Source organism: Klebsiella sp. CN_Kp075, assembly GCF_040065055.2.
GTDB lineage: Bacteria > Pseudomonadota > Gammaproteobacteria > Enterobacterales > Enterobacteriaceae > Klebsiella > Klebsiella aerogenes.
Genome location: NZ_CM198050.1, coordinates 4,477,960 through 4,498,114, shown reverse-complemented (window position 1 = coordinate 4,498,114; position 20,155 = coordinate 4,477,960). Strand labels below are relative to the sequence as shown.

Below are 20,155 nucleotides of genomic sequence, written 5' to 3'. Positions count from 1 at the left end.
TGATATATAGAATGGCCTTGTTAATTATTACCGTGCCGATAGTTATTATTAATGTTTTGTAGGTATAAGTCTTATTTTCATATTTTATCAATCACTATCCGCCTTGCAAGTAGAATCAGATGGTGAACGGTTGTGCGATTAATGAATAATAAAGTAAATAAAAAACTTTAAATACATTAAGTTCATTAAATTCACGCCCCGTTTATTTATTCTTTTTCTTCTATATTTGTAAGGAGCGTGTTATGAAACAAATTCCGTGTGTTCTCATGCGTGGAGGAACGTCAAAAGGGGCTTTTCTTTTAGCGGATGATCTACCTGAAGATATTCAAAAACGTGATGAGGCGTTATTAACCATCATGGGTTCAGGCCATGAACTGGAAATTGATGGTATTGGCGGTGGTAGCCCGCAAACCAGTAAAGTGGCTATTGTCAGTCAATCGTCCAGCCCACAAGCAGACATTGACTATTTATTTGTGCAGGTCATTGTCAATGAACGGCGGGTCGATACCACGCCTAATTGCGGCAATATGCTGTGCGCGGTAGGTGGATTTGCTATCGAAAAAGGTCTCATCGCGGCGAATTCACCGGTAACGCGGGTGCGTATCAGAAACGTAAATACCAATACCTTTGTCGATGCTGACATTCAAACACCGAACGGCCTGGTCGTTTATGAAGGGAATACCCATATTGATGGCGTTCCCGGGCAGGCGGCTCCCGTTGCTCTGACATTTCTAAACGCCGCCGGGGCGAAGTCGGGCCAACTTTTCCCCACCGGTAACCGGGTCGATATTTTTGATGATATTCGCGTCACGTGTATTGATATGGCGATGCCGATGGTGATTATCCCTGCACACAGTCTCGGTAAAACCGGATATGAATCTGCTGCTGAATTAGACAAGGACAGTGCATTTTTCCAGCGTCTTGAATCTATACGTCAACAAGCTGGCGCGGCAATGGGGTTTGGCGATGTATCCAACATGGTTATACCTAAACCGGTACTGGTTGCTCCACCGCAACACGGCGGAACAATGAGCGTGCGTTATTTCATGCCCCACAGCTGCCATAAGTCTCTGGCGATTACGGGCGCTATCGGTCTGGCGAGTTCTTGTGTTATCGCCGACACCGTGGTTAATGAGCTTACGCGAATGTCTGGTGAAGGATTAATTAGCGTTGAACACCCTAGCGGCAGCATTGAGGTGAACTTAAGTAACGCGAATGGAAATCCTGAAAATATTCGCGCATCGGTTATTCGTACCGCACGTAAGATTCTTTCTGGCATGGTTTATCTCCCTGAATAACTTAATCAGTGTTCTTCTATAATTTTATTCAGGTAAGGGATCGAAATGGATAAAAAAACAGTATGCAAGCTATTAGTGCTTGTCGCCATCCCATTGCTTATTAGTCTATTTCCGGCTCCAGCGGGATTGACCAAACTGGCTTGGGTGCTATCAGGGATTTATCTGGCGGCGATTGTTGGTTTGGTTATTAAGCCGTTTTCTGAACCGGTAATATTGTTAGTCGCTGTCGCCACATCAATGGTCGTTATTGGTAATTTAGGTGATGGCGTAATAAAATCATCGAGTGTATTAAGTGGCTATGCATCGGGAACTACCTGGCTGGTTTTCTCAGCGTTTACCTTAAGTGCTGCCTTTGTTATTACTGGTTTAGGTAAGCGGATTGCTTATATTCTTATTGGCAAGATAGGGAGTACCACGCTTGGCTTAGGCTATGTTACCGCCTTTCTTGATCTCATCCTTTCCCCCGCAACACCGTCGAATACGGCTCGCGCCGGTGGTATCGTCTTACCTATCATCAATAGCGTGGCTGTTGCGTTAGGCTCGGAACCGGAGCATACGGCAAAACGCGTTGGCCATTATTTGATGATTAACGTCTATATGGTTACCAAAACGACCAGTTATATGTTCTTTACCGCAATGGCTGGGAATATACTGGCGCTCAAAATGATTGAAGATATTTGTCATATCAAATTGAGTTGGGGCGGATGGGCATTAGCCGGAATATTACCTGGCATTATTATGCTGTTATTAACACCGCTCATTACCTATAAGTTATATCCACCAGAGTTAAAGAAAGTGGATAATAAGGCAATTGCCAAAGAGGGTCTTGAGTCTTTAGGGCCGATGACCTTACGTGAAAAAATGCTCTCCTGCCTGTTTGTCATGGCATTAGCCGGTTGGGTATTTAGTAAGTCGCTTGGCGTTAACGAATCAACGGTAGCTATTTGTGTCATGGCATTGATGCTGGTGTTAAAAATCGTCACCTGGGATGATGTGATAAAAAATAAAGGGGGATGGAATACCCTGATTTGGTACGGCGGGATCATTGGCTTGAGTTCACTATTATCTAAAGTGGGCTTTTTCTTGTGGTTAGCTGAATTGCTGAAGGACAATATATCGTTTGGCACTCATAGCACGCTGGCTTTTGTCGTTATTGTAGCATTAAGTATATTAGTGCGTTATTTCTTCGCCTCCGGCAGCGCTTATATTGTGGCGATGGTCCCGGTCTTCGCTATGTTGGCGAATGTTTCCGGTGCGCCAGTTATGTTAACCGCATTAGCCCTGCTGTTTAGTAATTCGTATGGCGGTATGGTCACCCATTATGGCGGCGCCGCTGGCCCGGTGATATTTGGCGTTGGTTATAATGATATTAAATCGTGGTGGATTGTCGGCGGTATATTGGCGCTGCTGACGTTCATCCTGCATATCACCATCGGGGTATGGTGGTGGGAGTTATTAATGTACTGGAAGGTAATCTAATAAATTAAATCTTGATTTTGACCTTTTTTATAATCTGCGTTCATGGAACAAGGATATATTTTAAAAACGCTAAATGGAGTGTCGCATTTTTATGTCTCCAGTAACAATTACATTGTCACTATTGTTATTTTCAATTGTGATGTTTATTTGGGAGAAGATCCCGCTGGCGGCGACCGCGATGATCGTATGCATTGTCCTGGTCGTAACCGGCGTGTTTGATGTGAAAACGGCCTTCTCGGGGTTTATTAACCAGAATGTCATTTTATTTGTCGCCATGTTTGTGGTTGGCGGCGCCTTATTCGAAACTGGCGTCACAGATAAAATTGGAGGAATAGTTACCCGTTACGCACGCTCGGAGAAGCAACTCATCGTTATTATCATGTTGGTTTGCGGAATACTCTCCGGCTTTCTGTCTAACACGGGAACGGCCGCGGTACTGATCCCCGTAGTTATCGGCGCCGCGGTGAAGTCTGGCTATGCGCAATCTCGTTTGTTGATGCCATTAGCGTTTGCGTCGGCGCTGGGTGGAAACTTATCGCTTATTGGCTCGCCGGGTAATTTGATCGCCCAGTCGGCGCTGGAACAAGTCGGGCAACGCTTCGGTTTTTTCGAGTATGCCAAACTGGGTATCCCTATGCTGCTTTGCGGGATCATCTACTTTTTGACAATAGGTTATAAATTGTTACCGGCACAATCTGTGCGTACCGAGGAAAAAGCAGAAAAGAGCAGGAAAGTTGACTGTTCTAAATATAAGCAAGTTATTGCGGTTTTAGTGTTGGTATTTACCGTACTGGGCATGATTTTTGAGAGCGTCATTGGTTTGCCAATTGCAATTATTGGTTCAATTGGCGCCTTATTTTTGGTTATTACGCGAGTGATTACTGAAAAACAGGCCTACCAGTCAATTGACTCACAGACGATTTTTCTGTTTGGCGGTACTTTAGCTTTAGCGAAAGCACTCGAAACCACTGGCGCGGGTGAAATCATGGCCCGTTCTATTATCGATCTGCTGGGTCAACAGGCTTCGCCGTTCTTACTGTTAAGTGCTGTGTTAATCATATCCTGTGTATTAACGAACTTCATGTCGAATACCGCAACAGCGGCCTTGCTGATTCCTATTGGTCTGTCTATTGCGAATTCCATGGGGGCCGATCCGCGAGCGGTGCTAATGGCTATTGTCATTGGTTGTTCATGTGCTTATGCGACCCCGGTGGGGACGCCGGCGAATATGATGATTTTTTCCGCCGGAGGATATCGGTTTATGGATTATGTCAGGGTCGGATTACCGCTGATTATTATATCTGTGGTGGTGAGCTTTATTTTACTGCCGATATTTTTTCCTTTCTATTCGTAATAATACGGATAAAAGCATCGCCTAATTATTTAATCTATCTGAAGGACACAAGTCATGATTAAATTACATGATAGTGGGGTATATTTATCCCATCAGCATGGGATTATCCCAGAACAGGAATGCGCCAATCCTGTCGCCAAAGAGATTGCACGAAAGGGAACCATAACATGGTCAATTTTGTCATCTCATAGCCACTCGGGAGATGAACTGAAATTAAAAATTAAATTTGATTCTATGACCTCCCATGACCTTACCTTTGTTGGCATCATCCAGACGGCAAAAGCCTCCGGCATGACCCGCTTTCCATTGCCGTATGTTTTAACCAACTGCCACAATTCACTTTGTGCGGTGGGAGGAACCATTAACAGCGACGATCATATTTTTGGTCTCACTTCCGCGCAGAAATATGGCGGGATTTACGTTCCGCCACATATTTCGGTTATTCACCAGTATATGCGTGAAATGATGGCTGGTAGCGGCCAAATGATACTGGGATCGGATAGTCATACGCGTTATGGCGCGCTGGGGACGATGGCCGTCGGTGAAGGCGGCGGTGAGCTAGTTAAACAACTGCTGGGAAACACCTGGGATATTGATTATCCCGATGTCGTCGCGGTGTATTTAACTGGCAAACCTGCCGCTGGCGTTGGCCCTCAGGATATTGCGCTGGCATTAATCGGCGCGGTATTCAAAAACGGTTATGTGAAGAACAAAGTGATGGAATTCGTTGGTCCCGGCGTGGCCAGTATGTCGACCGACTATCGAAACAGTATTGATGTCATGACTACTGAGACGACCTGCTTATCCTCTATCTGGCAGACCGATGAAGAGACGCGGCATTTTTTACGCCTTCATGGTAGAGAGAAAGATTATCGTGCGCTGTCAGCAAAAGAGATGGCCTACTACGATGGTTGTATCGAAATCGATTTAAGTACCATCAAACCGATGATTGCGCTACCGTTTCACCCAGCCAATGTCTATGAAATTGATACACTTAATCAGAATTTACCGGACATTTTACGCCAGGTTGAAATTGAAGCTGAGAAAATCTCGCTGGGACGCGCGAAGCTTTCACTGCTGGACAAAATAGAGAACGGTAAATTACGCGTTCAGCAGGGCATTATTGCTGGTTGCGCCGGGGGAAACTATGTCAACGTCGTACAGGCGGCGAATGCCCTGAGGCATCACTCCTGTGGCGATAATATTTTCTCGCTTTCCGTTTACCCCTCCTCACAACCGGTGCTGATGGCGTTAACGAAGAAGGGAATGATCAATGACTTAATGAGTGCGGGCGCCATTATTCGTACCGCGTTCTGCGGTCCTTGCTTCGGCGCCGGTGATACCCCGATGCATAATGGCTTAAGTATCCGTCATACGACGCGTAACTTTCCGAACCGTGAAGGTTCCAAGCCGGGAAATGGGCAGATGTCGGCGGTGGCATTGATGGACGCGCGTTCAATTGCCGCGACGGCCGCTAACGGGGGATTGTTAACCTCGGCGGCGGAGCTCGATTGCTGGCATGATGCTCCGGAATATGAATTTGATGTTTCCCCCTATAAAAACCGGATTTATCAGGGATTCGTTAAAGGCGCTACACAGCAGCCGCTAATCTATGGCCCGAATATAAAAGATTGGCCGGAAATGAATGCATTAACGGATAATGTTCTGTTAGTGGTCGCCGCAAAGATAATGGATCCGGTAACGACTACCGACGAGCTGATACCGTCAGGGGAAACATCATCGTTTCGTTCGAACCCCCTGGGGCTGGCGGAATTTACGCTCTCCCGTCGCGATCCGCAGTATGTGGGGCGGGCTAAAAAAATTGCCGTTATGGAGCAACAACGCGTTAAGGGTGAAGATCTTTGCCGTTTAAATCCACAGCTGGAAAATATATTTTCCCAGATACGTCTGCTACCGGGTCAGGAAAATATTAGCGCGGCACAGACTGAGATAGGTAGCATGATCTATGCGGTCAAACCCGGTGATGGCTCAGCGCGAGAGCAGGCCGCTAGCTGCCAGCGCGTGCTTGGCGGGCTGGCCAATATTAGCCAGGAGTATGCGACCAAGCGCTATCGTTCCAATGTGATTAACTGGGGGATGCTGCCGCTGCAGATGAAAGAGGCGCCTGATTTCGAGGTCGGCGATTTTATCTATATCCCGGCAATAAAAAGCGCACTAACCGGTGAGTTTAGTGATATCACCGCTTTTGTAGTCAGCGATAATCGACCTGTGAAGCAGATAACGCTTTATATGGAGAAATTAACCTCGTCGGAGCAGGAGATTATTAAGGCCGGTGGTCTTATTAATTATAATAGAAATCAATTAATCCTCGCTAATTAATATCTGGTCATGCTGGCAGTGTTTCTCTGCCAGCAATCCTTTCAACATTAATATATCTTTTCTTGTGCCAGCACATTAATTTATGCTGAAGCGTTGTTTAGGCTAAGGAGTGTTTGGTTTGAAGGGGGCTCCGATGTGCCCCGCTGTCATTAATTCGTTCTCATGGAGAGAATATCATGACCTATGGACAGGCCTATCTTAAAGGCTGGAAACAGGCTTTTAATTTCGTTGGACGCTCTGACCGCCGTGAGTTCTGGTCATTTTTTCTTATCAACGCCCTGATTGTGGCAACCCCTTTACTCATCTGGTATCTGGCTACGCTTTATGACTACCGGTATGGCGTTTTGAGTCTGTTTCTCTTCCCGTTGGCTTTTGTGCTTCATTTACCGATGATTATCCCAATATTGGCGGTAGGTTTTCGCCGGATGCATGATATTGGCCGCTCTGGTTTCTGGTTTTTACCGGGGATCGTTTTCCCGGTATTTTTTATTTTATCTTTGGCAATGTGCTGCCTGCGTTCAGCGCCGGAACCGTCTCGCTAAGAAAATCAATCATTGCCCGCATTCTGGCGGGCATATGCTTATGCCCCGCCCATAACAGCCACAGATTGCCAGAGTAGCTGCTGATAAACTCCCACTCCGCCAGCACCTGCACGATTTCACCCTTTGCCAGCGCTTCACGGGCGGTAAACAGTGGCAGACTGCCAATCCCCAGATGCTGTTTAACCGCATCAAGACGCACCGCAGTGTGGTTAGCGGCGTAGCGTCCGTACGTCTGCACCGTTTCGTTTTTGCCTTCGCGGCGAAATTTCCAACGCGCGTCGGCGGGCGTTTCGCCAAGACTGATACAGCTATGCGCGCGCAGATCCTGCGGGGTACGCGGCATTCCGTGGCGCTGTAAGTACTCTTTAGTGGCGCAGATGACATGAACAATCGGCATCAGCGGTTTGCCATGCAGTCCAGGGGAAGGGGTATGGGTAATACGCAGCGCGAGATCGATGCCGTCATCAATAAAGTCGAGATCGCGATCTTCTAAACGTAAACAGACGTCAACCTGCGGATAACGGTTGAAAAAGTCGATCATTAGCGGATGAATGACAAAGCGCCCGACGGCTTTTGGTACGCTCAGCGTGAGTTTACCCTGCGCCACCGTCTGGGTACTTCCGGCGCAGTCCATAGCCTGGCGCGCCGCTTCCAGCATTTCCAGCGCATGTTCATACACCGCTTTCCCGGCATCGCTCAGCCGCAGCTTGCGGGTGGTTCGGTGCAACAGTTTGCAGCGCATCTCCTGTTCCAGCCGCGAGACGCTGCGACTGACGGCGGATGGCGTAATCCCGCTCTGACGGGCGACGGCGGAAAAGCTGCCTTGTTCGACAATCTGTACGAAGAGGGCGAGGTCGGGGAGAAGGTTCAGATTCATTTGTGCTCTCAAAGCAAAAGTGCATTGGTTGTGGAGGCCATTATCGCGGTCAATATTATCAATATACTGTGCTGACAGAGAGGAGAACAATCATGACTGAACGTATTTATTACGCCAGCGACGCCACCGAAGGGTGCGCACACATTATCAGCTGCAGCGCTGAAGCCGATGGTGGTTATGCCATTGAACTTGATCGCACGTTGTTCCATCCGCAGGGCGGCGGGCAGCCGTCCGATCGCGGCTGGATCGATGAGCAGCCCGTAATGGCGGTCACGACGCGCGGCGATAGTGTCCTGCATATCGTTGCCCAGCCGCTGCCGTTAGGCGAGGTGGAGCTACGAATTGATGCGCCTGTGCGGCAACGGCATGCCCGTTTGCACTCTGCTGGTCACTTGCTGGGACTGGCCGGCGAGCAGTTCGGCTGGCGACCGGTGAAGGCGCATCACTGGCCGGGAGAGGGACGGATTACGTTTGCTGCCGGCGCTGGCGCCGCGTTACCGGAAGCCAGCGCGCTGCTGGCGCAGGTGAGCGCGTGGCAGAAGCAGGATTTACCGCGCCGCATCACCTTCGCTAATGGTCTGCGCGCCGTAGGATTCGGCGAACTGGCAGCTTATCCCTGTGGCGGTACCCATGTCGTTAGTCTGGCGGCGTTGGGAAATATCGTCATCAGCCAGCTGAAAATGAAAAAAGGGCAGATGATCGTCAGCTATACCCTCGAATAAGCGTTTCAGACGTGCTCAGGGTAGGGATGTTTGCCGCGATAAATGCGTTCCGGCCGGCCGACTTTGCCATAACTGATTTCCGCTTCCAGAAAATCGTTTTTAACGCCTTGTTCGAGATAACGGCGGGCAGTGGTTTTACTGCTGCCGAGGATGCGGGCCAGAGAGTCGGCGGTATGCACGACTTCCGGGTCGGAGAACAGCTGCAGCACGCGGTGAAAGGTGCTTTCATCAATCCCGCGCAGCGGCGCGTCAGCAGGTTCAGTGTGCTCGCGAGCCTGGATATTAAACAGGGCGTCGACGTGGGTCTGGCTGGCCTGTTCGCTCGAACGCAATGAGCTGCGGTAGCGGGCGAAACGCTCGAGCGTATGTTGTAAACGTTGATAGTGTACGGGCTTAATCAGGTAATCGAATACTCCCAGTCGCAGGGCTTCGCTGATGGTCTCCATATGATTATCGGCGGTAATGAAAATGATTCGCCCTTTGTAGTTAGTGCTGACAGCGTGGCGAATCAGATCCAACCCCTTGCCGTCAGGGAGAAAGTTATCCAGCAGGATCAGCTGCGGCTGGTAGAGACGCATCAGCTTTTTCGCGCTTTCCAGTTTATCCGCGATGCCGATTACGTTGAACTGGGGGAACTGTTTGATGGTATCCACCAGGATTTCCGCCAGCATAGGTTCGTCTTCAACGATAAGAGTAGTAATGCTATCCATGATGTTCATCTCGGGTCAGGGGGATATAAAGGGTAAAGATGGTGCCAAAGGGAATGTTATTTTCGACGACGATAGTGCCGCCTGCTTGTTCTACGTAACTGCGCACCAGCCAGAGCCCAATACCGTGCTCGGCGCTGGCGCTACTGGTGACGCCACGCTCAAAGATGCGATCGCGTAGCGTCTCGTCAATACCGCATCCCTGGTCGGCGATCTCGACGATCAGTTCATGACCGTCGCTATTTATTAAACACTCGATCTGCTTCGATCCCAGCGGCTGGCGTAACGAGGCATTGTAGGCGTTATCGAGCAGATTCCCTACGATCGAGATCCATTCGCTGGGAGAAAGCGCGCTGGGAAGGATATCGACGAAGCAGGCGGGGTCGAATACCAGTTCAAGACCAAGCTCTTTGGCCCGATAATATTTACCGATCAGCAGCCCGGCAAGGTGGTTATCCTGGAAATTACGCGCAATAAAATCGAGTACCTTCTGGTGGCTTTCTGACTGTTGCTGAATCAGATCCAGCGCGTGATCGTAGCGTTTAAGAAACAACAGTCCGGCGATGGTCGAGATCAGGTTGCGGTGTTCATGCTGCACGGCGCGCAGATTATCGGCGTACTGCTGTACCTGGCTGAGCTGCAGACTGAGGGTGTTGATATCGTCTTTACTGCGAAAACTGATGACCCAACCCTGTGGGGCATTATTTAAGATCACCGCCATCCGGCTGGCGATCACTTTGATCTGATTAAAAGTGACGATCGCGTCTTTCTTATTCTCATGCGGCGCATCGTAGAAGAATGCCTCTTGCGCAATGACGCTACTGATCTTTTTACCGATCAGTACGGGCTCCGGCTGGCTTAGATTAAGCAGACGACGGGCGGTCTGATTAATGGCGGTTATCTTATAATTTGAGTCGATGGCGATGAGCCCTTCAAACACCGATTCAAAGAGCACGCTTTGCTGGATGAGCAGCTGCGAGAGCTGCTGGGGCTCCATATTGAGCATTTGCTTTTTGATATGCAGCGAGAAGCGGCGAGCGCAGTACAGCAGCAATAGCAGGATAATCGCCATCGGGATCAGTAGCGAGCTTATCTGCAGGCTGAGCCAGTTTTCTAACTGTTCAATGGTATAACCGACCGACACGATGCCGATGACTTTCCCGGTGGCGTCCTGCACCGGCGATTTACCCCGTAATGATGAACCTAGCGAACCTTTGCGTACCGAGACATAGCTTTTGGCGTTATACAGCGCCTCATCGCTATCGCCACCTTCCATTGATTTACCGATTTCGTCCGGGTTGACGTGATAAAGACGCTGTCCGTTGGCATCGCCGACGGTGATGTAGGTGGCGTCTGAGAAGGAACGCATGGGGTCGATAAGCTCTTTAATTCTGGCGAGATCGCGCTTCTGTACCGCTTCTACCAGCTCCGGCATTGCTGAAATCTGCATCGCCTGAATCAATGCCCGTTGCCCGACCTGGTAATGAAGACGTTCTTCGGTAATATCTGTTAGATACCAGGACATACCCAGCATGACGACAGTTGAGGTAAATAATATCAGCAGGAAGATGCGGTTCTGAAAGGACCGCCGCGCAAACCAGTGGGTTATTTTTCGGGTGTACATAGGGCCGATAGACATTAAATGGCTAGTTTCCTCGTTTGGCGGTCCGGGTACCTGCAGATGGCGCACAGATCCAAAAAATTCAGAAAAACGCCCGTTCAAAACCATTGAATCGGGCGCTGGTGTGGTAGCCCGGATAAGGCGCCAGCCGCCATCCGGGAACCTCTCCCCGGTGGCGCTGCGCTTACCCGGGTTACAAACCGGAGCGGACCGGTCGCCCGGATTAGGCGCAAGCCGCTATCCGGGAACCTCTCCCCGGTGGCGCTGCGCTTACCGGGGTTACAAACCGGAGCGGACGGGTAGCCCGGCTAAGGCGCCAGCCGCCATCCGGGAAGGATGCCGGCCTACATCGCCAGCACGTACTTGAGCATCACCCCGGCGGCGATCGCCGAGCCGATCACCCCGGCCACGTTCGGGCCCATCGCGTGCATCAGCAGGAAGTTCTGCCCGTCCGCTTCCAGACCCACCTTGTTGGACACCCTCGCCGCCATCGGCACCGCCGATACCCCGGCGGAACCAATCAGCGGGTTGATCTTGTGCTTACTGAACACGTTCATCAGCTTCGCCATGATCACCCCGGCGGCGGTGCCCACGCAGAAGGCGATCACGCCCAGCAGCAGGATCCCCAGCGTCTGCGGCTGCAGGAACTTGTCCGCCACCAGCTTGGCTCCCACCGACAGCCCGAGGAAGATGGTGACGATATTGATCAGCGCGTTCTGCACCGTATCGCTCAGCCTGTCCACCACCCCGCTTTCGCGCATCAGGTTGCCGAAGCAGAACATCCCCAGCAGCGGCGCGGCGTCCGGCAGCAGCAGCGCCACCAGCAGCAACAGCACCGCCGGGAAGAGGATCTTCTCGCGTTTGCTCACCGTACGCAGCTGCACCATGCGGATCTTCCGCTCTTTGTCGCTGGTCAGCGCCTTCATGATCGGCGGCTGGATCAGCGGCACCAGCGCCATGTAGGAGTAGGCGGCCACCGCGATGGCCCCCAGCAGCTCCGGCGCCAGCTTGCTCGACAGGTAGATGGCCGTCGGGCCGTCGGCGCCGCCGATGATGCCGATGGCCGCCGCCTGCGGCAGGGTGAAGGAGATGAAGCCGAAGTAGTTCAGCGTCAGCGCCCCGAGCACGGTGGCGAAGATCCCGAACTGCGCCGCCGCCCCCAGCAGCAGGGTGCGCGGGTTGGCCAGCAGCGGGCCGAAATCGGTCATCGCCCCGACGCCCATAAAGATCACCAGCGGCGCGATACCCGAGCCAATCGCCACCTTATAGAAGATGGCCAGCACCCCGGAGGAGTAGCCCATGTCCACCGCCAGCGTCTCCATCTGCCCCTGTACCGACGGCAGGGCCAGCGCCAGCGCCTCCTTGATGGCGTGGACGTCCGGCGCGCAGTTGAGCTTCGCGGCAATCACCGCCAGCTGGAGCGGGTCGTGGTGGGCCAGCAGGTTTTCCAGCGCGCTCAGCGCCAGCCCGGCCTCCGGGATATTGGAGAGCAGGCCGCCGAAGCCAATCGGCAGCAGCAGTAACGGCTCGAACTTTTTCGCAATCGCCAGCCACAGCAGCAGCAGGCTGACCAGCAGCATCACCGCCTGGCCGGCTCCCAGGTGCATCAGCCCCATGCCCTGAATCAGGGCGTTCAGACTTTCCATTTGCGCTCCTCGTCCTTACGCCAGCTGCAGCAGGGTGTCGCCGACCGCCACCGCATCGCCGGATTTCACCGCGATACCGCGTACGGTACCGGCCTGCGCGGCGCGGATTTCGGTTTCCATCTTCATGGCTTCCAGAATCAGCAGCACCTCGCCTTCCGCCACCGCCTGGCCTTCGCTGGCCAGCACCTTCCAGATGGTGCCCGCCAGCGGCGCGGTCACCGGGGTGCTGGCGCCTGCCGGGGCGGCTGCCTGAACCGGTGCGAAAGACGGAGTGGCCGCCGTCAGCTGGCTGACGTCGCCGCCGTCGCTGACTTTGACCACGAAGGCTTTGCCTTCCACTTCCACGGTGTAGACGCCGGAGGCGGCGGCTTTTGCCGGCGCGACAGATTTTGCTTCTTCCACCTGCGGCACGGGCTCAAAGGCCGCCGGGTTGTGGCGGTTTTCGAGGAACTTCAGGCCGATTTGCGGGAACAGCGCCACGGTGAGCACGTCGTCGATGGCGTTTTCGGCAAGCGTGATGCCCTTCTCCTGCGCCTGGCGTTTCACGTCGGCTTCAAGCTCCGCCAGTTCCGGCTTCAGCAGGTCCGCCGGGCGGCAGGTGACGGCGTCGGCGCCGTCGAGCACCCGCGCCTGCAGGGCGGCGTTAACCGGCGCCGGGGTGTGGCCGTATTCGCCTTTCAGGATACCGGCGGTCTCTTTCGCGATGGTTTTGTAGCGCTCGCCGCCCAGCACGTTAAGCACCGCCTGGGTGCCGACAATCTGCGAGGTCGGGGTCACCAGCGGGATGAAGCCGAGGTCCTCGCGCACGCGGGGGATTTCCGCCAGCACTTCATCCAGACGGTGGGCGGCGCTCTGCTGTTTAAGCTGGCCCTCAAGGTTGGTGAGCATCCCGCCCGGCACCTGGGCGACCAGGATACGGCTGTCGGTGCCTTTCAGCTGGCCTTCGAAGGCGTGGTATTTTTTGCGCACCTCGCGGAAGTACGCGGCGATGCTCTCCAGTTTGTGGATATCGAGGCCGGTGTCGTAGCGGGTCCCGGCGAGGGTGGCCACCAGCGCTTCGGTGGCCGGGTGGCCGTAGGTGGCGCTCATCGAGGAGATGGCGGTATCGACGCCGTCGACGCCGGCTTCAATGGCCTTCAGCAGCGCCATCTCCGCCATGCCGGTGGTGGCGTGGCAGTGCAGGTGCAGGGTGACGGCAAAGCGTTTTTTGATTTCGCTGACCAGCTCAAAGGCGGCATGCGGGGTGAGGATACCGGACATGTCCTTGATGGCGATGGAGTCGACGCCGGTCTCCAGCAGCTGTTCGGTGAGGTCGAGCCAGGTCTGCAGGGTGTGTGCCGGGCTGGTGGTGTAGCTGAGGGTGCCCTGGGCGTGGGCGCCGTGGCTGCGCACCGCCTGCAGGGCGGCTTTCATGTTGCGCGGGTCGTTCATGGCATCGAAAACGCGGAACACGTCCATGCCGTTTTTGACGGCGCGCTCGACAAAGCGCTCCACCACGTCGTCGGCGTAGTGGCGGTAGCCGAGCAGGTTCTGGCCGCGCAGCAGCATCTGCAGCGGGGTTTTCGGCATCGCTTTTTTCAGCTCGCGCAGGCGGACCCACGGGTCCTCTCCGAGGAAGCGGATGCAGGCGTCAAAGGTGGCGCCGCCCCAGCATTCCAGCGAGCGGTAGCCGACGTCATCCAGCTGAGCGGCGACGGGGAGCATATCGTCAAGGCGCAGACGGGTGGCGAACAGGGACTGGTGGGCGTCGCGCAGGACGACATCGGTAATGGCAACGGTCATGAATTCCTCCGTGAATTAAGAATTAAGGCGGCGATGGTGGTGAATAGCGGCGACAATCGCCGGTTTTAAGCGGGCGAAGTCGTCGGCGGGCGCGACGGCGGCCGGCGCCGCTTTGGACGCGGCAGGCGGCTCAGGGAACAGACGGGTAACGGCGAGAGACATCCCCCGGATGGCGAAAATGAGCAGCAGCAGAAACGCCAGCACGAAGCCCATGCCAAGAAACATCAGGGTGAAGCCCTCGCCTAACAGCGCAGCATCAGTCATACAAAATCTCGTATAAGGGCACGATGACGCGTTGGTTGGCGAGGTTGTCGACGCTTCCGGCTAAGGAGCAGGGTGGATTTCCCGCAGCCGCCCCCGGCGCTGGTCCCTGACTGGGTCAACTTCTTCGGCCGCTCAACGGCGCCATCGTGCGTGTGGGTTAAATCATCATGCCGAACACGATGCTGGCGATGACCAGCACAATACCGCCGCCCAAACGGGAGGAGATTTGTGCATAAGAGATAAGGCTCATACGGTTACAGGCGGAAAGGACTTCCAGGTCGCCGGAACCGCCGCGGTTAGCCATACACAGGCCTGCGGTGATCGCTGATTCAATCGGGAAGAAGCCCATCATCCAGCCGCCGATCGCCGCGCCGAGCACTGCGCCGATAACGATTACGGCGGCGATAACGACGTTATAGACAGTAATGGCATTGATGATTTCCTGCAGGTCGGTGTAGCAAACGCCGACGCCGACCATCAGTACCCACAGCAGCTGTTTAGAGAAGAAATCAGACAGACGCTTGGCGCCGGCTTTGATTTCCGGTGAGCACAGGCCGGAGGCGTTCAGCGCCGCAACGATCAGTACCATCCATGCGAAGTAGTGAATCGAAACGCCGCCAATGCTTGGCAGGATTTTCTTCGCGACGACGTATGCCAGCAGGAAACAGGTCGTGGAAAGCACCAGACCGACGGCGGTTTCACGATGCGTGATTTGTCCCGCTTTCTCGTCTTCTTCGACTTTGAACGAGGCTTTACGCACCAGTTCGCCTTCGCCGCTCAGCCAGGTGTATTTTTTGCCGATGATATCGAGGACTGCGGCGAAGACGATGGCGAAAATGTTAGCGATGGTCAGAATAGCGATGGCGGTTGAGTAGTACTCATCACGTGAACGACCGGTGACGGAGTGATAAATCTCCGACAGCGGAACCGCGCCCGCGCCGTTGCCGCCGCCCATGATCGGCAGGACGTACAGCATCATGATGCGATCTACCGGAATACCGAACACCAGGCCGATAGCGATGCCGAAAATCGACGCGCCGACAATGCCCATCAGGATGGTTGGAATATAGCCGAGCAGCGATTTCAGCAGCAGACGGCGGTTTACCGACAGAATCGCCCCGGTAATTAATACCGCGATGAATAAGTTAAGGAAGTTACTTTCATCCATAACGTTGCTGATAGCATCGATTTCTTTTTGCGTGAAAATACCGGCATAAACAAAATAAGCGGCGACCAGGAAAATCATTACCGGGGCGCCACCTATATATTTGTTGAATATTGGTAGACGTTTGCCAATTTCGCCGAATATGGCGCCGATAATAAACATGATGGCAAAGCCGCCAACGATGTCGGTGGGTAAAGCGTTATAAAAATGTGAAAGTAATAGCGTAATTAACGCAAACGCGTAAAGGGGGAGCGGCATGCCGAAGATTTTAAATCCCAGCAGGTCGCTAACGCCCTTTTTCTCCGTTGCCGGAGCCTGACTCATGTTGGTCATAAACGTTTTCCTGTTTATTGATGGAGTAGTAATACCGGCGCATAGTAATAAATAGACTTAGTGGTAAGGTGTGATTGCCTTCACTGAATACTCGTGTTTTTTATTAATTTAATTATTTTTATTATTCTGAATTAATTAACAACATAAAAACCATAAAGCTAATTAAGCCACGGGGAAAACTGTGACTTAAATACAAGTATCAATAGTCGAACGCTGGCGAAATACAGTTCGTTTTAGAATAACGAAGCGCTAAAAAATGACTCTGATATTAAAACGCGTTCAGCTATTAAAGGATCAACCGCGGCGAGAGGCGATCGATCGGTTTCTTCATCAGCATCAGTTGTCGTTAGAAACCGATTGCGAGATGGCAATCGTTGCGGAGTATCGGCAACGGCTGGTCGGCTGCGGCGCCATTGCCGGTAATGTACTGAAATGCATCGCCGTCGATCCCTCGCTACAGGGGGAGGGGCTGAGCCTTAAATTACTGACCGAACTCCTGACGCTGGCCTATGAACTTGGGCGTAGCGAACTGTTTTTATTTACTAAGCCGAGCAATGCCGCGCTGTTTTCCGGCGCCGGCTTCTGGCCGATAGCCCAGGCGGGCGATCGCGCCGTATTGATGGAAAACAGCCGCGAACGTCTGACTCGTTACTGCCGTCAGCTGGCAATGTACCGTCAACCGGGAAAAAAAATCGGCGCTATTGTGATGAACGCCAATCCCTTCACTCTTGGTCACCGCTGGCTGGTGGAACAGGCGGCACGGCAGTGCGACTGGCTGCATCTGTTTGTGGTCAAGGAAGATGCATCCTGCTTTTCCTATCACGATCGCTTCAAGCTGATCGAACAGGGGATTACCGGCATCGACAAAGTGACGCTGCACCCCGGTTCGGCGTATCTGATTTCGCGGGCGACGTTCCCCGGCTATTTCCTGAAAGAGCAGGGCGTGGTCGATGACTGTCACAGCCAGATTGACCTGCAGCTCTTTCGCGAACGTCTGGCCCCGGCGCTGCAGATTACCCATCGTTTTGTCGGCACCGAGCCGCTATGTCCCCTGACTCGTAATTACAACCAACGCATGAAGTCACTGCTGGAAGCGCCAGGCGAGGCGACGCCCATTGAAGTGGTTGAGCTGACGCGAATCGAAAAAAATGGCGGGCCCGTGTCGGCCTCCCGAGTGCGCGAACTTTATCGGCAGCGCAACTGGCAGGCGGTCGCGGCGCTGGTGCCGCCGGGAACCCTCTTTTTTCTGATGAAACTGGCGGAAAGCGAACATCAAACCGCCTGATTTTTATGCCCTAACTAAGGATTTTCCCCTATGGAAATGAAGATTGACGCCCTGGCCGGCACGCTGGAATCCAGCGATGTAATGGTCAGGATTGGACCGGCGGCGCAGCCGGGCATTCAGCTGGAAATCGACAGCATTGTGAAACAACAGTTTGGCGCCGCGATTGAGCAGGTGGTCAGAGAAACGCTGGCGCAGCTTGGCGTGAACCAGGCCAACGTGGTGGTCGATGATAAAGGCGCGCTGGAATGCGTACTGCGGGCCCGCGTACAGGCCGCAGCGCTGCGGGCGGCGCAACAGTCCCAATTACAATGGAGCCAGCTATGAAACCACGTCGCAGTATGCTGTTCATCCCTGGCGCCAATGCCGCCATGTTAAGCACTTCATTTGTTTACGGCGCTGATGCGGTGATGTTCGACCTTGAAGATGCCGTTTCGCTACGCGAAAAAGATACCGCTCGCCTATTGGTGCATCAGGCGCTGCAGCATCCGCTGTATCAGGATATCGAAACCGTGGTGCGTATTAACCCGTTAAATACGCCATTTGGTCTTGCCGACCTTGAAGCGGTGGTCCGCGCGGGCGTGGATATGGTGCGTCTGCCGAAAACCGACAGTAAAGAAGATATCCATGAGCTGGAAGCGCATGTTGAACGGATTGAGCGCGAATGCGGCCGGGAAGTAGGCAGCACCAAACTAATGGCGGCTATTGAGTCGGCGCTGGGCGTGGTGAATGCGGTAGAGATTGCCCGCGCCAGCCCGCGTCTGGCGGCGATCGCGCTGGCAGCTTTCGACTACGTCATGGATATGGGCACCTCCCGTGGTGACGGTACTGAACTGTTCTATGCCCGCTGCGCCGTGCTGCATGCCGCGCGCGTTGCCGGCATCGCAGCCTATGACGTGGTGTGGTCGGATATCAACAACGAAGAGGGCTTCCTGGCGGAAGCGAATCTGGCCAAAAATCTCGGCTTTAACGGCAAATCGTTGGTTAACCCGCGACAAATTGAACTCCTGCATCAGGTCTATGCCCCGACGCGCAAAGAGGTCGATCACGCGCTGGAGGTGATTGCCGCGGCGGAAGAAGCCGAAACGCGCGGTCTTGGCGTGGTATCGCTGAACGGCAAGATGATCGATGGACCGATTATCGACCATGCTCGCAAAGTGGTGGCGCTCTCGGCTTCCGGTATTCGTGATTAAGGGGAATAAGATGAAAGAGACAGTAACAATGCTTAATCAGCAGTACGTGATGCCGGAAGGGTTAGCGCCTTATGCGGGCGTGACGGCGAAAAGCCCGTGGCTGGCGAGCGAAAGCGAAAAACGTCAGCGTAAAATCTGCGATTCGCTGGAAACGGCGATCCGTCGCTCCGGTTTGCAAAACGGCATGACCATTTCGTTCCACCACGCGTTTCGCGGCGGTGACAAAGTCGTCAATATGGTGGTGGCGAAACTAGCTGAAATGGGCTTTCGCGATCTGACGCTGGCGTCCAGTTCGCTGATCGACGCCCACTGGCCGCTGATCGAGCATATTAAAAACGGCGTGATCCGCCAGATCTACACCTCCGGCCTGCGCGGCAAGCTGGGCGAGGAGATCTCCGCCGGGTTGATGGAAAACCCGGTGCAGATCCACTCCCACGGCGGTCGCGTACAGCTGATTCAAAGCGGCGAGCTGTCGATTGATGTTGCGTTTCTTGGCGTCCCCTGCTGCGATGAGTTTGGTAATGCCAACGGCTTTAGCGGTAAATCACGTTGTGGTTCGCTGGGCTATGCGCGCGTTGATGCGGAACATGCCAAATGCGTGGTGCTGCTGACCGAAGAGTGGGTGGGCTACCCTAACTACCCGGCCAGCATCGCTCAGGATCAGGTCGATCTGATTGTTCAGGTGGACGAAGTCGGCGATCCGGAAAAAATCACCGCTGGCGCGATCCGTCTGACCAGCAACCCGCGCGAGCTGCTGATCGCCCGTCAGGCGGCGAAAGTGGTTGAGCATTCTGGTTACTTTAAAGATGGTTTCTCGCTGCAGACCGGTACCGGCGGCGCCTCGCTGGCGGTGAGCCGCTTCCTCGAAGACAAAATGCGCCGTAACGGCATTACCGCCAGCTTCGGCCTCGGCGGCATCACCGGGACGATGGTTGACCTGCACGAAAAAGGGTTGATTAAAACGCTGCTGGATACCCAGTCGTTCGATGGCGACGCGGCGCGTTCATTAGCGCAGAACCCGAACCACGTAGAGATTTCCACCAATCAGTATGCCAGCCCGGGTTCTAAAGGCGCCTCCTGCGAGCGTTTAAATGTGGTGATGCTCAGCGCGCTGGAAATTGATACCGATTTTAACGTCAACGTGATGACCGGCTCCAATGGCGTGCTGCGCGGCGCATCCGGCGGCCATAGCGATACCGCCGCCGGCGCGGATTTGACCATCATTACCGCGCCGTTAGTTCGCGGCCGTATTCCCTGTGTCGTGGAAAAAGTGCTGACCCGCGTCACGCCGGGAGCCAGCGTAGATGTGCTGGTCACCGACCACGGCATTGCGGTAAACCCGGCCCGCCAGGATCTGATCGACAATTTGCGCAACGCGGGCATTCCGCTGATGACTATTGAGGAACTGCAGCAGCGTGCGGAACTGCTAACCGGCAAACCGCAGCCGATCGAGTTTACCGATCGCGTGGTGGCGGTGGTGCGCTATCGTGATGGCTCCGTTCTTGATGTCATTCGTCAGGTGAAAAACAGCGACTAAACGCAGAGGGGGA

17 protein-coding genes are annotated in these 20,155 nt (G+C 53.8%); 10 read left to right on the top strand and 7 right to left on the bottom strand.

Annotation, left to right across the window (positions count from 1 at the left end):
• The first annotated feature begins 242 nt into the window (after positions 1-242).
• From ABLV78_RS21405 to ABLV78_RS21385, 5 genes are all read left to right on the top strand, one after another.
• On the top strand, positions 243-1,298 hold the full coding sequence (locus tag ABLV78_RS21405; protein WP_047043968.1) for a 4-oxalomesaconate tautomerase: 1,056 nt from the start codon (positions 243-245) through the stop codon (positions 1,296-1,298).
• Between the two features lie 45 nt (positions 1,299-1,343).
• Positions 1,344-2,777 (top strand): anion permease, encoded by a 1,434-nt coding sequence (locus ABLV78_RS21400; RefSeq protein ID WP_045395790.1) that lies wholly within the window; start codon positions 1,344-1,346, stop codon positions 2,775-2,777.
• 91 nt (positions 2,778-2,868) lie between these two features.
• The gene (locus tag ABLV78_RS21395; protein ID WP_047043984.1) at positions 2,869-4,131 is read left to right on the top strand and encodes an SLC13 family permease; all 1,263 of its coding nucleotides are present in this window, start codon (positions 2,869-2,871) and stop codon (positions 4,129-4,131) included.
• 54 nt (positions 4,132-4,185) lie between these two features.
• Positions 4,186-6,471, top strand: a complete 2,286-nt coding sequence (locus ABLV78_RS21390; protein WP_059355901.1) for a hydratase — start codon at positions 4,186-4,188, stop codon at positions 6,469-6,471.
• Between the two features lie 176 nt (positions 6,472-6,647).
• On the top strand, positions 6,648-7,013 hold the full coding sequence (locus tag ABLV78_RS21385) for a DUF805 domain-containing protein (RefSeq protein WP_047043972.1): 366 nt from the start codon (positions 6,648-6,650) through the stop codon (positions 7,011-7,013).
• On the opposite strand, the gene ABLV78_RS21380 is transcribed toward ABLV78_RS21385, so the two are convergent.
• Positions 6,958-7,890: a LysR family transcriptional regulator gene (locus tag ABLV78_RS21380; RefSeq protein WP_045395780.1), complete on the bottom strand. Its 933-nt coding sequence runs from the start codon at positions 7,888-7,890 to the stop codon at positions 6,958-6,960. The two genes, ABLV78_RS21385 and ABLV78_RS21380, sit on opposite strands and share 56 nt — an antisense overlap.
• 92 nt (positions 7,891-7,982) lie before the next feature.
• Here ABLV78_RS21380 and ABLV78_RS21375 point away from each other — a divergent pair, with 92 nt between their 5' ends.
• On the top strand, positions 7,983-8,612 hold the full coding sequence (locus ABLV78_RS21375; protein ID WP_047043975.1) for an alanyl-tRNA editing protein: 630 nt from the start codon (positions 7,983-7,985) through the stop codon (positions 8,610-8,612).
• Between the two features lie 5 nt (positions 8,613-8,617).
• On the opposite strand, the gene citB is transcribed toward ABLV78_RS21375, so the two are convergent.
• The 6 genes from citB to citS form a co-directional block, all read right to left on the bottom strand.
• Positions 8,618-9,322, bottom strand: a complete 705-nt coding sequence (gene citB / locus ABLV78_RS21370; protein WP_045395773.1) for a citrate response regulator transcription factor CitB — start codon at positions 9,320-9,322, stop codon at positions 8,618-8,620.
• Entirely contained in the window at positions 9,315-10,943 is a 1,629-nt protein-coding gene (gene citA / locus ABLV78_RS21365) for a citrate sensor histidine kinase CitA (RefSeq protein ID WP_047043977.1), read from the bottom strand. Before citA ends, citB begins: the two co-directional genes overlap by 8 nt.
• Positions 10,944-11,284: 341 nt before the next feature.
• Entirely contained in the window at positions 11,285-12,586 is a 1,302-nt protein-coding gene (locus tag ABLV78_RS21360; protein ID WP_047047567.1) for an oxaloacetate decarboxylase subunit beta, read from the bottom strand.
• Positions 12,587-12,601: 15 nt separating this feature from the next.
• Positions 12,602-14,368, bottom strand: coding sequence for a sodium-extruding oxaloacetate decarboxylase subunit alpha (gene oadA / locus ABLV78_RS21355; protein ID WP_059342062.1), 1,767 nt, complete (start codon positions 14,366-14,368; stop codon positions 12,602-12,604).
• Positions 14,369-14,383: 15 nt separating this feature from the next.
• Positions 14,384-14,632: an oxaloacetate decarboxylase subunit gamma gene (locus ABLV78_RS21350; RefSeq protein WP_059355816.1), complete on the bottom strand. Its 249-nt coding sequence runs from the start codon at positions 14,630-14,632 to the stop codon at positions 14,384-14,386.
• A gap of 157 nt (positions 14,633-14,789) precedes the next feature.
• Positions 14,790-16,130 carry a citrate/sodium symporter CitS gene (gene citS / locus ABLV78_RS21345; RefSeq protein ID WP_045397262.1) on the bottom strand — a complete coding sequence of 447 codons (1,341 nt, stop codon included), beginning with the start codon at positions 16,128-16,130 and terminating at the stop codon, positions 14,790-14,792.
• 256 nt (positions 16,131-16,386) lie between these two features.
• Between citS and citC the strand changes: the two genes are divergently transcribed.
• From citC to citF, 4 genes are read left to right on the top strand one after another with little or no spacing between them, the layout of a single operon-like run.
• Complete coding sequence (citC, locus tag ABLV78_RS21340; protein WP_047047462.1) at positions 16,387-17,415, top strand: [citrate (pro-3S)-lyase] ligase; 1,029 nt, start codon at positions 16,387-16,389, stop codon at positions 17,413-17,415.
• A gap of 30 nt (positions 17,416-17,445) precedes the next feature.
• Complete coding sequence (gene citD, locus ABLV78_RS21335) at positions 17,446-17,739, top strand: citrate lyase acyl carrier protein (RefSeq protein ID WP_045397268.1); 294 nt, start codon at positions 17,446-17,448, stop codon at positions 17,737-17,739.
• Positions 17,736-18,605 carry a citrate (pro-3S)-lyase subunit beta gene (gene citE / locus ABLV78_RS21330; RefSeq protein ID WP_015368307.1) on the top strand — a complete coding sequence of 290 codons (870 nt, stop codon included), beginning with the start codon at positions 17,736-17,738 and terminating at the stop codon, positions 18,603-18,605. The genes citD and citE overlap by 4 nt, the downstream gene beginning before the upstream one ends.
• 10 nt (positions 18,606-18,615) lie before the next feature.
• Complete coding sequence (gene citF / locus ABLV78_RS21325) at positions 18,616-20,142, top strand: citrate lyase subunit alpha (protein WP_045397271.1); 1,527 nt, start codon at positions 18,616-18,618, stop codon at positions 20,140-20,142.
• Positions 20,143-20,155: the final 13 nt, after the last annotated feature.

What these genes read in the sequence shown, in the direction of transcription:
- citC (WP_047047462.1), top strand. Translation starts at nt 16,387, where the DNA reads ATGACTCTGATATTAAAACGCGTTCAGCTATTAAAGGATCAACCGCGG.
- ABLV78_RS21385 (WP_047043972.1), top strand. Translation starts at nt 6,648, where the DNA reads ATGACCTATGGACAGGCCTATCTTAAAGGCTGGAAACAGGCTTTTAAT.
- ABLV78_RS21400 (WP_045395790.1), top strand. Translation starts at nt 1,344, where the DNA reads ATGGATAAAAAAACAGTATGCAAGCTATTAGTGCTTGTCGCCATCCCA.
- citS (WP_045397262.1), bottom strand. Translation starts at nt 16,130, where the DNA reads ATGACCAACATGAGTCAGGCTCCGGCAACGGAGAAAAAGGGCGTTAGC.
- citB (WP_045395773.1), bottom strand. Translation starts at nt 9,322, where the DNA reads ATGGATAGCATTACTACTCTTATCGTTGAAGACGAACCTATGCTGGCG.
- ABLV78_RS21405 (WP_047043968.1), top strand. Translation starts at nt 243, where the DNA reads ATGAAACAAATTCCGTGTGTTCTCATGCGTGGAGGAACGTCAAAAGGG.
- ABLV78_RS21375 (WP_047043975.1), top strand. Translation starts at nt 7,983, where the DNA reads ATGACTGAACGTATTTATTACGCCAGCGACGCCACCGAAGGGTGCGCA.
- ABLV78_RS21380 (WP_045395780.1), bottom strand. Translation starts at nt 7,890, where the DNA reads ATGAATCTGAACCTTCTCCCCGACCTCGCCCTCTTCGTACAGATTGTC.
- ABLV78_RS21360 (WP_047047567.1), bottom strand. Translation starts at nt 12,586, where the DNA reads ATGGAAAGTCTGAACGCCCTGATTCAGGGCATGGGGCTGATGCACCTG.
- citE (WP_015368307.1), top strand. Translation starts at nt 17,736, where the DNA reads ATGAAACCACGTCGCAGTATGCTGTTCATCCCTGGCGCCAATGCCGCC.
- oadA (WP_059342062.1), bottom strand. Translation starts at nt 14,368, where the DNA reads ATGACCGTTGCCATTACCGATGTCGTCCTGCGCGACGCCCACCAGTCC.
- ABLV78_RS21395 (WP_047043984.1), top strand. Translation starts at nt 2,869, where the DNA reads ATGTCTCCAGTAACAATTACATTGTCACTATTGTTATTTTCAATTGTG.
- citD (WP_045397268.1), top strand. Translation starts at nt 17,446, where the DNA reads ATGGAAATGAAGATTGACGCCCTGGCCGGCACGCTGGAATCCAGCGAT.
- citA (WP_047043977.1), bottom strand. Translation starts at nt 10,943, where the DNA reads ATGTACACCCGAAAAATAACCCACTGGTTTGCGCGGCGGTCCTTTCAG.
- ABLV78_RS21350 (WP_059355816.1), bottom strand. Translation starts at nt 14,632, where the DNA reads ATGACTGATGCTGCGCTGTTAGGCGAGGGCTTCACCCTGATGTTTCTT.
- citF (WP_045397271.1), top strand. Translation starts at nt 18,616, where the DNA reads ATGAAAGAGACAGTAACAATGCTTAATCAGCAGTACGTGATGCCGGAA.
- ABLV78_RS21390 (WP_059355901.1), top strand. Translation starts at nt 4,186, where the DNA reads ATGATTAAATTACATGATAGTGGGGTATATTTATCCCATCAGCATGGG.